Here is a 14,482-nt window from a genome sequence, read left to right as displayed (position 1 = left end):
ACGTGCCATCGGCGAGTGGGTAAATCACTCGTTTAGTTAAGTCAATCATGTGATTAATCGACCTGGTGTCAACGTCGAGTCTCATCTGGGACCGACCGTGACTCGACCGCCGCAGGGGAAGTCCAGCCATTCGCTTTTCCCGATGTTGGACCGGACGGTTTCGAGTTGCACCAGCACGGTGTCCAGCCGGGTCGGGTCGTTGACGTACTCCAGTGCCGCCCGGTAGAACGCGGTGCGCATCGATCCCGGCATGAGGTCCGACGCGTCGAAGCAGAACGTGCCCGGTGACGTCAGCGTCTCGGCGATCCGCTTGCTCACCTCGTCGGCGTACACCGCCTTGGTCACCTTGCGGTTCACCGAGAACGCCCCGCCGTTGTCGGGCCAGATCTCCTGGGCCTGCGCAGAGGCGAGGAACCTGATCAGCTTCTCCGACTCCGGTGTGCGGTTGAACATCGCCGCCAGGTCGGCCGAGACCTCCCACGCCCGATCGCCGCCGGTGGACGAGGGGAACGGGAAGAAGTCGAAGTCCGATCCGGCGGTGACCGCGTACCCGTCGTAACCCTGGTACATGCTCATGGCGAAGGTGGCCTGGTGGTCCAGCAGGCAGCCGGCCGGCTGGGCGAAGAGCCCGCGGCCGGCATCCGCGAAGTCGGTGAGCAGCACCGACGTCGGCCCGCCCCGCACCGTGGTCGGCCCCGCGAGCTGCCCCCACGTCAGCCACGCCCGCCGAACGGGCTCCGACGTCCAGGCCAGCTCCCCGCCCGCCCACGCCCGGTACGCGTCGGGCCCGGCCTGCTGCAACAGGATGTTCTCCACCCAGTCGGTCCCCGGCCAACCCGAGTCCGGCGTGGCGCCCATCCCCATGCACCACGGCGCCGCACCGCCACCCGCCAGATCGCCGACGAACGTCGCCAGCTCCGCCTCGGTGGTCGGCTTCGGCCCCGGCAGGCGTTTCGGGTTGTACCAGATGGTGCCCTTGAGGTCGGCCTTCACCGCGACGCCGTAACGGCGATCGGTGGCGGCACGTTCCAGGTCCACCCACTGGCTGCTGTACTCGTCGGTCTGCGGGCCGATCACGTCGTCGAGCGCGTGCAGGTAGCCGTCGTGCGCGTAGGTGGCCAGTTCGCCGGGACTCGGCAGCACCGCCAGATCGGGCGGGGTGCCTTGCTGCACCTCGGATCGCAGCACCTGGCCGACCGCGCGGGTGCCGTTGTAGTCGACCTCGATGTTCTCCTTCGCCTCGAACGCGGCCAGCACCGCCTCGAAGCTCGTCTGCTCCGCGCCGGTCCAGGAGGCGAGGATCGAGACGGTGGGCCGGGAACCGGTGCCGGCGCACGCGGGCACGGCGGCCGCGAGCACCGCGGTGAGCAGTAGTGCCGTGGTCCTGTTCATCGTCGCCTGTGCCTGTACTCCTCTAGACGGGGCAGGAACCCGAGCCAGACCAGCACCGCGATCAGCAGGGCGCCGGCCGGGATCAGGAGCTCCAGGTCCGCGGTGCCGTTCGCCACGGCGATCTGGGAGTTGACCCGCTGCACACCCCCGGTCAGTTCCAGATCGGAGGGCCTGGTCCCGGGGTCGGCCGCGCGGAGTTCGGTGATGAACCGGGTGACCGTTTCGCCGCACCCGCCGTCCGCGCCCCGGCACTCACCGGTCACCAGGTCGCTGAGCGCCTGTTGCCCCTCGGCCGCCGTGGCGGACGTCCGCTCCTGCCACGTGCCGACGAGCGCCCGCAGGTCATCGGCCGCGACCTCGACCCGGTGCTGCGCGACCAGGCCGTACCCGACGACCGCGCACACGCCCGCGAGAACCAGCGTGGCCAGCACGAGCGGCACGTTCAACACCCGGCGGAACCGCTTGGCGTGGAACACTTGTGCGCCGACGAGCAGGGCGAGCAGCACGCCCACCGGCACGGTCAGCAACGCGATCCGCCCCGGTGACGTCGAGCTGCCCGCCAGCTGGACGTCCATCGCGTCCTGCTGCACCTTCACCAGGTTCTCCAGCTGCGCCAGCACGCCGCTGTCCTGCGTGTGCAGCAGTCGGGAGGCGTACCAGAGGTCGATCGTGGCCAGGCCGCTGTTCTGCCGGTGGTGCGCGTTCGCCTGCCCGATCCAATCGGTGTAGGAGGCCAGCAGTCCTTCCACCACCTGGATCTGCTTGCTGCCGTCCTCGCCGGCCACGTTGTCCTCGGCGACCTGGGCGAGGCTCTGGCTCGCCGTCGCGATCCGGTTCCCGTAGCGGTCACCCGGCCCGGAGAGCAGCGCTTCACCGGTGCGGAAGCTGGTGATGGCCAACAGGTCGGCCTCCACGAGCGCCGACTTCGCCGCCGACGCCTCCAGCAGGGCCCGGGACGTCCGGGTGTCCACCGTGTCGATGGTGTCGTGTACGTCGTCGAAGGCGTACCACGAGACCGCCGCCACCAGCGCGGTCGTCACGAGCAGACTCGCGTTCAGCGACCACAGCGTCAGCCGGGTCTTGGAACGCGCCCGCAGCAGGCGGCGCACGCGGTGCAGTCGCGCGAGCAGCGCGGCCCGCGTGGTGGGGCGTCGAGTGGTCACGGTGCCGCCTCGATGGGTTGGCGGCAGCCCTCGCAGAACGCCGATCCGGGCGGCCACACCAGCTCGCAGTTCGGGCAGACCACGTCCGGCCCTTCCTCGACCTCGACCTCGGGCTGCGGGGCGCGACTGGACGTCACGGACACCATGGCGCTGCTGAGGATGTCGTGCGGCGAGAGCGACGACTTGACCCGCACCACGCCGTCCGCCGGTTCGCCGACGACGTCCACCAACCGTCCCAGCCGACGCAGGACCTCGGCGTTGCCCAGCCCGGACGCGAGTGCGACGGCACGTCCCCACTGCTCCTCGGCGTGCCGCACGTTTCCGGCGTCGTAGGCCTCGTAGCCGGCCATCATCGCCGTGCCGAGGTCGGTCTGCTTGCTGTAGTGGGCGACCAGCGGGTGGATCACGCTGGAGAGCTTGAGCTCGTTGGTCCACCGCACCAGGATCACCGCGGGCCCGCCCGTGCCGTGGTGGTCGACTTCCAGGTCCACCCGGGCGGCCCGGACGTCCTCGTTCAGCGGCGCGCCACCCCGCGTGACGTCCAGGCACACGTGGAAGTCCCGGCTCTCCTCTCCCCACGCGCCGGTCGAGAACACCGTCGTGCGCGGGTCGATCACGGTGCCGAACTCGGTCAGGTCCGCGCGCGTGGGCAGCACCTGCTTGACGAACCGGAGACGCGCGGACTGCCCCGTCCGAATCCGGAGCCGGATGTCCGGCAGGACCTTGTCCATCGCCGTGCGCATCATCGCGGTGAAGTCGGCCACCAGCTCCTCACCGGCCCGGACGGCGTCGGCGGACCCGTGCAGCACGGACACGATGCGCAGCAGCTCCTGGGGCGACCAGTCCGCGCCGACACCGCGCGCGTCGCAGGTGAAGCGTCCTTCGCAGGCCGCGAGCACGGCGTCCAGCTGCTTGCTGGTCTCGTGCTCGTTGCGCCCGTCGGTGAGCAGCATGACGTGCCGGATCGCCGACGGGTGGGCGGCCAGCAGCCGGTCCGCCAGCCGTAACCACGCACCGATGGCGGTGCCGCCGTCGGGCCGCAGCACGCGAACCGCTCGCTTCGCCGCGGCCCTGGACTCGGCGGTGGCCCTGACCAGCCGCCCGCCTGTCGGGTACACCTCGCGCGCGGTGTCGGTGCCCGCGATCACGGCGAAGAACACCCCGTCGCGCAACGCGTCGATCGCGGCGGCGGCGGCCTGACGGGCCGAGGTGATCTTCGTCGGCGGGTAGAGCATGGAGCTGGAGCAGTCGATGGCGATCACCTCGGCGGCCTCGGCCACACCGGGCCCCGTGCTGCCGCCGAGTCCTTCCGCCGTGACGGTCAGCACGGCGTGCATCTCCGTGTCACCCGGTGACAGGTATTCGTTCTGCTCCACCGCCAGGGTGATCCGCGGCTGCTTTCGCGATGTCATACCCACGTCCTCGGACGAGTCTTGTTGGCCAGGTCGATCAGGACACCGAGGTCGTCGGCGTCGTCCGCCTGCCCGGCCAGCGCCCGGTACGACTGGGCAAGCTTCCTGTGCAGCTCCTTCGTGGTCGGCCCATCACCGAACAACGCCCCCGACGGCAGCACGGCCGGCTGATCGTCCACATGGGACGCGGCTTCCCGCAGGATCGCGGTCATCCGGTCACGGGCGGGCCCGGCCGGAGCGCCGCCGTCCAGGTAGAGCCCGGACAACCGCTCCGCGGCCTCGCGCAGATCGGCCGGACCGGGTTCTCCCTCTTCGGCCACATCGGACCCGAGCCGGCCGGAGAGGACGACCACGGCCGCGACCGCGGCGGCGTCGTAGTGCCGGGACACCTTCGGCACCTCGTCCAGCAACGCCACGGCACCGGCCCGGTCGCGTCGACCGAGCCTGATCCGGGCCAACCCGAAAGCGGCGCTGCCCTGCGACCGGTCGCGACGCCACGCCGCTTCGTAGAGCTTCTCCGCGCGGACCTGATCACCGGCGTGCTCGGCGCAGAACCCGAGCGCGAGTTTCGGCGCGTCCTCACCGGGCAGGGCGTCGTAGACGGCGTCGAACTCGGCCCGCGCCGTGTCGACCTCGTCCCGGGCCAGCGCGAGCAGACCTTTGTGCCACGCGACCTTCCAGTCGTCGGGTGCCTGGTCCTCGGCCGCACGCAGGTCGTCCGCGGCTTGGTCGAGTTCGGCCAGTTCCAGGTGCGCCCGGCAGCGGGCGAACCGGACTTCGGCGGTGTCGAGCCCGGCCGTGGACAGCTTGTCGAGCAGCCGGCGCGGTTCCGACGCGCCCGCGGCCGTCACGACGTCGACGGCGGCGTCATCGGGATCGACCCGCGGCACCGGCAGCCCGACGGCGACGGCGCGGGGTGTCGGGCGTCCGTCCGGCAACGACTCGCCGGTGCCGCGGTACTCCTGCGGCCGGGTCCAGCGGGCCAGCGGCGGCACCGAGCCGAGCCCGTCGTCGAGCAACGCCGCCGTGGGCGTGAACGTGGTGGACGGCTCGGGGCGGGCGACGCCGTCGCGCAGCGAGGCGAACTCCCGGAGTACCCCGTCGAGCTGGTCGAGCATCTGCCGGGCCGAGGCGAACCGCCGGTCGGCGTCCGCGTGGGCCGCACGCTTGCAGAGCCGGTCGAACGACTCCAGCCCGATCGCGAGGGGAGTGGAGGCGTTCGCGGGCGGATAGACCTCGCCCCAGTCCACGCTGGCGTGGAACAGCCGTTCCAGCATCACGCCGACGGTGTGCAGGTCGGACCGCACGGTCAACCCGCGCTCGATGATCTCCCGCTCGGACACCTCGTACCCGTCCGTGCCGATCCTCGGCGAGGCGCGGTCACCGATCCGGCGCACCGCGCCGAGGTCGATCAGCTTCACCCGGCTCTCGTGCTCGCCGCGGTTGCCCGGCCGGATGATCACGTTCGCCGGCTTCATGTCGCAGTAGAGGAACCCGCGGCCGTGCAGGTACTCGAACGCCTCCAGCACGTACCTGACGCACGTGAGGATGTGCTCCACCCGCAGCGGCTCACGCCCGAGCGCGGACCACTTCTGGACCTCGCTGAGCTCCAGGCCGTCGACGTACTCCATCACGATGTAGTCGCGCGACTCGCCGGTCCGGGCGTCGGGGTGCGACACGAAGTTGAAGATCCGCACGATGTTCTTGTGGTCCATGGTGGTCAACGCACGGCGTTCGGCCACGGCCAGTCCCGTGTCACGCGTGTCGATCAGGCCCTTGAGCACGACCAGGTTGCCGTCCAGGTGCGTGTCGCGCGCGAGGTAGACCCAACCGAGGCCGCCGCGGGCGAAAACCCCCATCACCTCGTACTGGTCGGCCACCACGGTGCCCGCGTGCAGCGTCGGGAGGAACGAGTACGGCTGACCGCACCGGCGGCAGATCCCCTCGGCGAGCGCCGGCGTTCCTTTGTAGCTGCGACCGACCGGGGCCTCGCACCAGCCGCACCGGCGACTGTCCTCCGGCACCTCCGCGTCGGTGCGGATGCGGCTGGACGGATCGGGGAACTCGAAGACGGGCAACGACAACGCGTCGCCCTGCCGGGTGCTGCCGGGGTCCACCTGGTCGTCGTCCAGCGGCCGCCGGTCGCACGTGTCGCAGAAGCCCGTCTCCTCCACGGTTCCCCCGCAGCCGGGGCGGTTGCACGGGGTCACTTCCGCTCCTCTCGCCGCACCGCACGCGCGTACGCCAGGACCGTGTCCTTCACGGCGTCCAGGTCGGGTGGCTCTCGCCGCAGCAACCCGGTCGCGGTGCGGTGCAGAGCCACGAGGTCGGGGCGCTCGGCGATCCGGCGCTTCACCGCCTTGGCCAGGTAGACGTCGAGCAGTTTCTCCTGTTCGTGGAGTTCCCGCGGCACGTCGTCCGGACCGGCGTCCGCCTCGATACCGGCCACCTCGCGGGCGAACTTCTCCAACTGTGGCCGCACCGCCGCGGGACCCAGGCGCTTGGCGATGATCCGCAGCTCCGTCACCCGCTGCCTCAGCCGCATCGCCCGGTCGCCGCCGTGCGCCACGATCACCCGGCTCAGGTCGTCCAGGCGCTGGTCGACCTCCCACGCCCTGGCCGCGGTCAGGCTGGGCGACTCCGGGTGCCGGAACCCGAGGATGAGCCGGGTCCCGTGCTCCGCGAGTGGTCGCAGCACCCCGTTCAGCAACTCGTCGGGGTCCACGGCCTGGTCCACGCCGTCCACCGCGACCGTCATCGGCGGGATGCCCGACCGGACCAGCGCACTCGACCCGACCCGCTCGTCCACGGCGATCCCCACCCGGCGCACGATCCGCAGCGCCACCTCGTCCGCGGTCCGGCCCGAGGCGTCCACCGCCAGGTCGATGCTGCCGACCGCCGGCACCGTGCCGTCGGGCGCGTCGGGGGCGACCAACCGCGACTCCCGGTCGGCCAACGCCACCAGCCGGTACAACTCCCGCCGGTCCGCACCCACCACCGTGATCACGACATCACCGCGACCACTCCGGGCCAGCCAGTCCGCCAGCGCCTTGGCCACACCGACCCGCGAGACCTCGGGTGACGCCCTGCCGCTGAACACCTCGTCGGCGGCGGACTCCCCGGTCACCCACCGGGTCACGTCGGGCAGGTGCGAGATGATCGTCTCCACCGGGATCATCCACGACAGGTTCGCCGACGCCTGCGTCTTGTCCTTGTACGCGCTGACCACGATGCCCAGCACGGCACCGGTCTGGTCGTCGACGACCCCGCCGCCGCTGAACCCGCGACGCACCCGTTGCTCGACGCTGGACCGGGCGTTCATCTGGATCCACTCCGACCCGGGACCGGCCCGACCCGCGGTCACCGTGCGCGCGTAGACGCCGTCGCTCAGCTCTTCCGGGAACCCGAACACGTGCACGGCTCGGTCCCAGCTCACCGCCGCCCGGTGCAGCACGGCCCCGTCACCGGGCAGATCGCGATCCAGTTCGAGCAGGGCGACGTCCCCGCGACCGTCCGGCAGCGTGGGGACGGACCGGCGAACGACCGCCCGCGCGGTGGCGGAACCCGCTCGCACGACGACGTCGTCACCGATGTCGGACACGACGTGGGCGCAGGTCAGCACGTGCCGCTGCCCGAGCTGTACTCCGGCACCGTGAGTGCGGCCCTCGGTGTCGACGAGGCGCACGCGCCACTGTTCGTCCTCCGACGAACGTCGCTGTCCAGCCGCCACGGCGCGACCATACGACCTGCGGTAACGGGCCCGTGGCGAGTTGCCGATCAACCCCTCGAATGGCCCAAAGCCACCCCGCGGACCACAATCAGCCGCGTCCGCCGGGCGTCGGCAGGCCGGTGCCCTGCTGGAACACCGCGACGTGCCGGACGGTGACCACGCCTACGACATGAGCGACGTCGTCAAAGCCCGCGAGAGCTACGCGCTGATCGCCCACTACCTCAAGCAGGCCACCCGACCGTCACCACGAACGCCCGAATGACCCGGACGGGTGACGACGGACCGATAACGATGTCGGTGACGCCGTTTGGCGGCACGCCGGATCGGGCAACCGGGCCTTTGCGCTCTGAAACAACAGGCTTACCGATTTGCTGGAAGGCACGTGCCCGTGGACCTCGAACGGTCCCCTGACCAGGTCGATTTCGACTTGGGGGACACCGTCCCACCGATGAGCCGCGCCCGGAAGTGGATCACCGCGAACGCGTCGGTCCTGGACAAGTCACAGCTGCTCGACCTGCTGCTGATCACCGACGCGCTGCTGACCAACGCCTTCGAGCACGCCCTGGAACCCCGCCGGCTGCGGCTGAGCCATCCACCGGGTGGACTGGTCCGGGTGGAGGTGGACGACGCCAGTCCGGAACGGCTGCCCGTGCTCGGCAAACTGGGCGGACGCGGGCTGCACCACCGCGGACTGCTCCTGGTCAACCGGTTGTCGTCACGCTGGGGCGTGGACCCCCAAGTCGGCTACAAGACCGTGTGGGGCGAAGTCGCCTTCTGACGTCCCGGCTTCTGACGTCCCCGCTTCTGGCGTCCCAGCCGCACGGCCCACCCGGGTTCTTCCCCGGGTGGGCCTCATTCTTGCGGCTACCGGGCCGATTCTTCCGAGGCGACTTGCGCGTATGCCCGCAAGACCCGCGCCCGCTCGGCGCCCTTCGTGCCGCGCACCGTGATCGCCAACTTCCACACCGACACCAGCCCGCGCACGGCGCTGACCAGCACCGGGACCGATCCCGCCCACAACCACCACTGCTCCGTCACGCCGACCGCTCCTCGTGTGCCGTAGTTCCGCTGACGAGAACCACGCTGCTGGAGCACTCGGATTCCGGACAGGATGGGAAGATTTCCGAAACTCCGGAACCGCTGGGGAGGCGCCGAGTGAGCGACCCGCAGGACCCCGCCGCCGCGTACGCACACCTCCTGCGCCCACTCGTGAAGAACCGCCCCGGCACTCAGGCGGATTTCGCGAAGGCGGTGTTCGTCTCGACGTCCCACCTGTCGGAGATCCTCGCGGGCAGGCGTCTGCCCTCGGTCAAGGACGCGGCCCGGATCGCGGCCGAGTTCCCGGACGCGCCGGAGCTGGCGACGCTGTACGCCGAAGCGCGCAACTTCAAGCTCCCGGCCCTGCCTCCAGCGCTCGTCGACCTGCTGGACCGGATGGCGATGGTGTGCCGGGAACTGCCGTACCTGCTGCCCTCCCGCCAACCGCTGTCCCTGTCGACGCTGTACGTCCGGCAGAGCGTCAGCTCACCGGCGGAAGTGCGGTGGCCCCGGGAGGAGTTACCCGAGGAAGTGGGGTGGGTCGAGGGCACCCGGCTGGCCTCGACGCTGGCCCAGCCGTTCCAGGACGTGTTCGAGCAGAACGACCACCTGGTGATCGAGGGCGGCGCGGGCCTGGGCAAGACGACGTTGGCCCGGCAACTCGTGGCCGACCTCGTCGAGCAGGTGCGCGACGCCCAGCCGTTGATCCCGCTGCTGCTGTCGGCACGGGTGCTGGCCAAGCACATCGACGGGAGATCGTGGGGCGAGGCGCTGCTGGCGTCGCTCACCGAGGAGTACCCGGGCTTCTCCGATCGCGAACTGCGCCCGGCCCTGTTCACCCAGGACGTCGATGGCCACCGCTGGATGGTGGTGGTCGACGCGCTGGACGAGATCCCCGACAACACCGCCCGCGACCAGCTGATCACCCTCATCGCCGGGCGGATGGGCCAGTCGACGAACTCGACGCGCTTCCTGATCACCACCCGGCCGCTGGAACTGGGGGAGACCACCAGGCTCACCGGCGCGGGCTTCTTCGAGCTGCAACCGTTCGACGCCGAGGCGCTGAAGCGGTTCGCGCACAACTGGTTCAACCCGCGCGACACCACGGACGGCGTGGTCGCGGCGGACCACTTCCTGGAACAGGTCCGGACGGCCGGCCTGACCGACGTCCTGGAAGTGCCGCTGCTGGCCGCGATCGCGGCGAACGTCCACCAGTCCGACCCGGACAGCCCGCTGCCGGCGAGCCGGTACGAGCTGTACGTCCGGTACATCAAGAGCTACGCGGAGATGCGGGCGGATGCCGACGCGCAGGCGCTGGCGGCGTTGGCGGGCGACGACGAATTGGCGTGGCGCATCGGCGAAGAACGCATGCCGCTGCTGGAGGACCTGGCCCTGTCGTACATGACCACGGAGACCCCGCTGCTCGACCTGGCCCGCGACCACCTGGCCGAGAAGGACCTGCTGCCGCCCAGGCGAGGCCCGAAGTGGGAGGACACCCTGGCGGAGTGGCTGTGCCAGACCGGCCTGCTGACCCGCAGCGGTGGACGGCTGCGCTTCCTGCACCAGACCTTCGCCGAACACCTGGCGGCGTCGGCGAAGGCCAAGCAGCTGCCCGAGCGGTTCACCCCGACCGAACCGGTGTGGGACGAACTGATCCGCGGCATGTCCCTTGGCGACGAGAACGACACCCGCGTCGTGCTGCACTACCTGTACCTGCGCGACGGGGACGCGGTGATCGAAGCGCTCCAGCGCGGCACCCTGACCCAGCGGGAACGGGCGGGCGAACTGATCAACCAGGGTACGCCGTGCCGCGATGAGCGGGTTCGGGAGTACCTGTCACAGCTGAGGAAGGAAGCCGTCGCCGACGACGAGTTCGCGACGCGGCTGAGGAACTTACGGGGCCTGGTCGGCAGGCCGACCGTCCGCTCGTGGTTGACGGCACTGCTCAAGGACCCGGCCGTCCACGACGAACTGAAGATCACCGTCATCGACCTGCTGCGAGAGCACTCGCCCGAGGTGTGGCGCGAAGGCGTTCCGATGCTCGTCCGGTCCACTGACCACACCTGGCCTTCCTGGCACCGGCGTCAGGCGGCGAAGGTGCTCGCGAAGTTCGGGGATGACGCCCGCGACACCGCGATCCGGGTGCTGGTCGGCATGACGGACAAATCGTCCAACACAGCGTGGGACAGACTTTATGCGGCGGGTGTGCTGGCCGAGTTCGGCCAAGCCGAACGGCGGACGGCGGCCGGAGTTTTGACGGTCCTTGCCACCGACCCGACCGCGTCCACGCACCAGCGGCGGACCGCGGCGCACGACCTCGCCCGGCTCGGCGGCGCGCACTTGGAGTCCGCCGCCGCGCTGCTGCTGGGCATGGTGAAGAGCCCGTTGCTCGACATCTCCGAACGCGTGGACGCGGCGATCAAGCTCGCCGAGGTGAGTCGGCAGCACCGCGAGCCCGCAGCGGCCGTTCTCGTCGAACTCACCGACGACCCCGCGGTCGATGTCCACGACCGCTTGACAATCGCCGAAGCCATTCCCTCGATCGAACCGCGCCGCCACCAGTGGGCCGTGCAGCACCTGGTTCGTCTGGTGGACAACCCGCATCTGACCGAGTACGCCCGCATCTCCGGCGCGTCGGCGCTGGGCAGATTGGGCAAGCGACACCGGATGTCGGCAGTGGAGAGCCTGGAGGCCATCGCCCGCGACAGCGTTGTCGACCCGTATTGGCGGCTTCGCGCCGCCGAGACCATCGCCGAACTGGGCCGGGCACACCGTCCCAAGGCGGTCGAGGCCATGAGCGCTCTCGCCCTCGACCGGACGATCGGCGAAGACTACCGGTGCGATGTGAGCGAGGCGCTGGTGAAGCTCGGCACCGCCGCTTACCCGGCAGCCGTGACCACGTCTCGCGAACTCCTCACGGGGCCGACCACTTCGCCGGCGCAACGACTGCGGGCCGGGCGCTTGCTGGCCAACATGGGCACCGAGCAGCGCGCCGAGGTGCTCGCGTGGTGCGATTCGCACCTGAGTGGTGCCGACGTGCCTGCGGACTGGCAGGCGAGCGCGGCGATCCTCGCGGCCGGCGTCGATCCGAGTCGCGAAGCACTGGCCAGTGCGGTGCTGACCAGGCTGGGCCGGTCCCCGGCGCTGACCGGGGCGGTCAGAGCGCGCATCGCCCGCGAACTCATCCGGATCGGCGACCACGCCGGCGCGAACGCCGCGCTCTCCGATCTGTGTGCCGATCCCTCGTTGTCCCACGACATGCGACGCGACGCCGCCTTGAGACTGGCCAAGTCTCCGGAGAAGTGGGCTGAGGCGGGTTGGTCGGCAATGCGGCACCTCGCTTTCGACCCGACAATCCCCGCGCACGACCAGTTGTGGATGGTGTTCTACCTGCAGGAGCACCGACCCGATCTGCGGGACGAGATCGCGTCGGCGTACATCCCGCTGTTCGAAGCTCCCCAGACCCAACTGAACACCTATGCCGCAGAGCTGTTCATCCATGCCCCGGCGACTCCGGCCCGTGCGGTCGAGGCGCTCGAGTGGAACCTCGCCGACCTACCCGGCTGGATATCCGTCCAGGAGGTGTTCACGTTGATGGCGTACGTGGGCGACGACGAGCGCGCCCGAGCCGTCGCCACGTTGCACGCCAAGACCCGGGACACGACCAGACCGACCGACGACAGGTTGAATACCGTTTCCGCCCTCGGCTCGCTCGGCGAGGAGGAGCGCGCCGATGCGTTGCGCACCGCGAGGGAAATGGCCGAAGAACCCCGCTTGAGCCGCCGGGACCGGGTCAACATCCTGATCAGGCTCGTGCGTGCGGGCGAACGCGACCAAGCCGAGGCAGCCGTTGTACAGGGTGCGACTGTCGACGACGTCGTGACTCGGCTGGACCTCGCCGAGATCGCCGTACGGCTCGGCGGGGAATACACGTCGATCGCCTTGGCCGAGTTGGAGAAGATCGCCACCAATCCGGCCGTCCACCGCGAACACCGCCACGCCGCTCTCCTCCGACTGAAGCACCGGCACGACATGGTGGCCACCACGCTCGAAATTCTCGCGGCTGATGCGTCCGCTCCGCCGGGGTTCCGGTTGCAGGCATGCGAACAGCTCGCCCGGTTCGGTGGCGACTGGGTTGCTCGGGCGGCGAAGTCGGCGGGGACGCTGGCGGCCCACCCCTCGAGCCAGGCAGCCTTGCGGATCGGCGTCGCCCAGGCGCTGGGCCGATGGCGGGGCGCCGTGCTGCGTGAACTGATCAACATCCTGAACCTGGTGACTGCCGACCAGAGCGCGGACCCGGCCCTTCGCGGCCAGGCGGCACAATGGCTGACCACTCTGGGGCCTGAGTCGTACGAGCACGGCGTGGCAGCCCTGCGCGATCTCGCCGACCAGCCGGAGGTCGACGCTTGGAACCGCCTGTGGGCGGCACAGCACCTCACTGCGCTCGGCGGCGAACCTCGGTCGGCCGGTTTGGCCGCGCTGGAGCGCCTGGCGGACGGGCAACCGGACGACCTCGTGCCGTCGCTCCTGGCGAAGGTCGAGCTGGTCATGGCTGACGACACGCGGGCGTGGGAGACGTTCATCGAGCTCAACGAGCTGGTCGCTGACCCGACCGCGTCCGGGCGGGTGCGACTGGAGGCAGTCGAAGCCTTGCTCCGCATCGCCCCGCACGGCCGCCGCGCCACCGCCCGTGCCCTGCGTGTGCTCACGGAGGACCCCCATCTGGGCGGCTGGGAACGCCGTCTCGCCGCCTTGAGGCTGGGCAGCTTCGACATGCAGGGTCTGGCCGATGCCGGGGCGGCGCTGACCGCGCTCGCCCATGACGAGACCTGCGCGGTCTGGGAACGGACCGACGCCGCGGCGTCGGTCCTGCGGCTCGATCCGGTCGCCGGGGAATCGATGGTCGACCTGGTTCAGCGGTTCGCCGCCGACGACAAGATGCCGTGGGCAGAACGGCGCTACGCGGCGGAGGCGTTGCTGGCCATGTCGAGGTCTTCCTACGACGCGGCGAACGGCGTGCTCCGCGCCTTGGCGAGCGACCCGGACGTCGACATTCGCGAACGTCGCCGCGCCGCCGTGGCGATGGTGGAGCCCGGGCGTGCGCGGGCCGAAGGGCTTGCGCTGCTGGAGGCGATGACCTCGGACGACTTCTCCGCCGTCGACCGGATAGAGGCGTGGACGGCGTTGGTCGAGCTGCACAACGGCTACCTCGACGAGGCCCTGTCGGCGGTGGAGGCCGTGGCGGCGGACGAGGCGGCCGAACCGACTGCTCGGCGACGTGCCTGCGAGTTGCTCCTCCGGGACTCCGCCGACCGCGGTGATCTCGCGGTCGATGTACTGAAACGCCAGGCTGCGGACCTCTCGGCGGACGACCACGAACGCGCACTCGCCTCCGGGCTGCTGGCCTCGCGCTGGCTCTCCGACCGGGCCCAGGCCGGTGACGCGCTGGAATCGCTGGTGCCTGGATCCGAGGTCCTACGCAAGATCGAAGTCGCCCAAGCTCTCCGATCCCTCGATCCCCGGCACCAGGCCGTCGCACGACGAATCCTGCTCGATGTCCTCAGTGATGGCGACGATCCGGTCGCCGGTCTTCACGTGGCCGAGGCATTGAGGGACGTCGTGGGTGCTATCCGGGTGATCTCGGACCTGCGCCCACCTCGGACGTTGTAACGCTCGGCTGTCGACGACGGGGCACGGTTTGCCCGCGAGTGAGGCCGCGATCGGTCACGCGTTCGAGACGGCCTCCC

General features: G+C 70.5%; 8 protein-coding genes. 2 read left to right on the top strand and 6 right to left on the bottom strand.

The window, feature by feature from the left end; genetic code table 11:
* Positions 1-81: 81 nt before the first annotated feature.
* From ALI22I_RS30150 to ALI22I_RS30130, 5 genes are read right to left on the bottom strand one after another with little or no spacing between them, the layout of a single operon-like run.
* The gene (locus ALI22I_RS30150; RefSeq protein ID WP_077008918.1) at positions 82-1,392 is read right to left on the bottom strand and encodes an ABC transporter substrate-binding protein; all 1,311 of its coding nucleotides are present in this window, start codon (positions 1,390-1,392) and stop codon (positions 82-84) included.
* The gene (locus ALI22I_RS30145; RefSeq protein WP_083752127.1) at positions 1,389-2,555 is read right to left on the bottom strand and encodes a hypothetical protein; all 1,167 of its coding nucleotides are present in this window, start codon (positions 2,553-2,555) and stop codon (positions 1,389-1,391) included. The genes ALI22I_RS30150 and ALI22I_RS30145 overlap by 4 nt, the downstream gene beginning before the upstream one ends.
* A complete protein-coding gene (locus ALI22I_RS30140) occupies positions 2,552-3,967 on the bottom strand; it encodes a VWA domain-containing protein (protein WP_083752126.1) in 1,416 nt (471 codons plus the stop codon). Before ALI22I_RS30140 ends, ALI22I_RS30145 begins: the two co-directional genes overlap by 4 nt.
* Positions 3,964-6,177 carry a serine/threonine-protein kinase gene (locus ALI22I_RS30135; protein ID WP_077008917.1) on the bottom strand — a complete coding sequence of 738 codons (2,214 nt, stop codon included), beginning with the start codon at positions 6,175-6,177 and terminating at the stop codon, positions 3,964-3,966. The genes ALI22I_RS30140 and ALI22I_RS30135 overlap by 4 nt, the downstream gene beginning before the upstream one ends.
* The gene (locus ALI22I_RS30130; RefSeq protein ID WP_179118417.1) at positions 6,174-7,697 is read right to left on the bottom strand and encodes a S1 family peptidase; all 1,524 of its coding nucleotides are present in this window, start codon (positions 7,695-7,697) and stop codon (positions 6,174-6,176) included. The genes ALI22I_RS30135 and ALI22I_RS30130 overlap by 4 nt, the downstream gene beginning before the upstream one ends.
* 448 nt (positions 7,698-8,145) lie before the next feature.
* On the opposite strand from ALI22I_RS30130, the gene ALI22I_RS30125 reads away from it, so the two are divergent.
* Positions 8,146-8,475: an ATP-binding protein gene (locus ALI22I_RS30125; RefSeq protein ID WP_077009313.1), complete on the top strand. Its 330-nt coding sequence runs from the start codon at positions 8,146-8,148 to the stop codon at positions 8,473-8,475.
* Between the two features lie 86 nt (positions 8,476-8,561).
* Here ALI22I_RS30125 and ALI22I_RS51340 read toward each other — a convergent pair whose 3' ends face one another.
* Entirely contained in the window at positions 8,562-8,735 is a 174-nt protein-coding gene (locus ALI22I_RS51340) for a hypothetical protein (protein ID WP_179118416.1), read from the bottom strand.
* Positions 8,736-8,852: 117 nt separating this feature from the next.
* Here ALI22I_RS51340 and ALI22I_RS30120 point away from each other — a divergent pair, with 117 nt between their 5' ends.
* Positions 8,853-14,405: an NACHT domain-containing protein gene (locus ALI22I_RS30120; RefSeq protein WP_077008915.1), complete on the top strand. Its 5,553-nt coding sequence runs from the start codon at positions 8,853-8,855 to the stop codon at positions 14,403-14,405.
* Positions 14,406-14,482: the final 77 nt, after the last annotated feature.

This window comes from Saccharothrix sp. ALI-22-I (genome assembly GCF_001984175.1).
Lineage (GTDB): Bacteria > Actinomycetota > Actinomycetes > Mycobacteriales > Pseudonocardiaceae > Actinosynnema.
The sequence above is the reverse complement of the archived record's forward strand: the minus strand, read 5'-3'. Positions and strand labels throughout refer to the sequence as shown.